A 1,642-nucleotide genomic window follows, 5' to 3' on the forward strand; every position below is an offset into this window, starting at 1 on the left:
GAGGCCGTAGTCCGCGAAGGCGGACTTCGTGTGGTCGTTGCCGCGGTTTCAACCGCCCGGCTCGATGCCGGCGTTCGCTCCCCGATCCCGATCTCCCGATCTGGCAATCTTTCGATCCGGCCATCTACCGTGACCAGGCGATTCGCACAGGCGATCCTCGTATCTGCCATCACCCTCGTCTCATCCCCCTTGGCTGCGCAGGACTCGGCGCGGGCGGAGGTGCCGCGCGTCAGCGTAACCGGGCAGATCCGGCTGCGGAGCGAGTGGGACGACCGGCACGTGCTGGCCGACGAGCAGGTGACGGTGCACCTGCTCCGCACGCGGCTGCGCGCCACGGCCCGGCCGCTGGCGTGGATCACGGTGCTGGGCGAGCTGCAGGACGCGCGCTTCCTGGGCGAGGGCGACCCGGCGCAGGGGCGCGGCACCACCGATGCCGACGCGCCGCAGCTGGACATGCACCAGGCCTACGCGCAGGTCGACACGCCCTTCCACCTGCCGCTGCGGCTGCGCTTCGGGCGGCAGGAGATGCTGATCGCCAACGAGCGCCTGGTGGGGGTGGCGGCGTGGACCAACGTCGGGCGCACCTTCGACGGCGCGCGGGCCACGCTCCTGGCCGCGAGGACGCTGACCGTCGACGCGTGGGCGCACCGCCTGTCGGCGCCGAGCGTGGGCGCCACGGAATCACAGAACTTCTACGGCGCGTGGGCCACGTGGACGCCGGTGCCCGCCGTGGCCGCAGACCTGTTCGCGCTGCGCGACGACAACACCGGGCGCATCCGCGCCGGCGTGGACCTGGGGGAGCGCATCCTCGGCCGCTACACCTTCGGCGGCAACCTGCGGGGAGCGCTGGGCCGGCTGGCGGTGGAGCTGGAGGGCGCGGGGCAGACGGGGCGCGGCGCGTCGAGCGATTCGACGCCGCGGCGGGAGATCCGCGCGTTCATGGGGAGCGTGACCGCGAGCGCCGCGCTGCTGCCGCGGACGCAGACGCGGCTGGGCGGCGTGCTCACCGTCCTCAGCGGCGACGACTCGCCCACGGACGGCCGCGACGAGCGCTTCAGCACGCTCTTCGGCAGCAACCACAAGTACTACGGGACGGCGGACATCGTCCCCGAGGTGATCGGCCCGCAGGGGCTGGTGGACGCCGGCGTCACGCTGTCGCACGCGCCGATTCCGGCGGTGCGGCTGCTGCTGGAGGGCCATCGCTTCCTCCCGCAGCGGGGCGATGGCGCGTGGGGCACCGAGGCCGACCTGACGGCCGCCTGGCGCGCCGCGCCGCCCTTCGAGGTCAGCGGCGGCGCCTCGCTGTTCGCGCCGGGATCGCGGCTCGAGGCGCGGCTGGGCAGCTCGACCCGCTACTGGGCGTACCTCCAGGGCCAGTGGGATTTCTGAGGTCGGCTCGCGGGTGGGAGTCTCAGGCCGATCCATCGTGCGCACGCTCGCGCGGCCGCGGACAGCCCTCACCCCGCGCCTTAGAGCGCTCGCCCTCTCCCGATAACGGGAGAGGGTGGGGCTTCCGTCCTCGCGCGGCCTTCGGCCCGGCCAGGATCGCCGGTGCGCCGCGAGGCCCGTGGCTCCGCACTGTCGGTCTCCCAGGCTTTGTTCTCCCCTCCCCTGCGAAGCGGGGGAGGGGCTGGGGGAGGGG

General features: G+C 73.8%; 1 protein-coding gene. It reads left to right on the forward strand.

Translation table 11 applies throughout. From position 1 onward, the window contains the following. Positions 1-129: 129 nt before the first annotated feature. A complete protein-coding gene (locus VF092_11350) occupies positions 130-1,389 on the forward strand; it encodes an alginate export family protein (GenBank protein HEX6747876.1) in 1,260 nt (419 codons plus the stop codon). Positions 1,390-1,642 lie beyond the last annotated feature (253 nt).

This window comes from Longimicrobium sp., from assembly GCA_036377595.1.
Classification (GTDB): domain Bacteria; phylum Gemmatimonadota; class Gemmatimonadetes; order Longimicrobiales; family Longimicrobiaceae; genus Longimicrobium.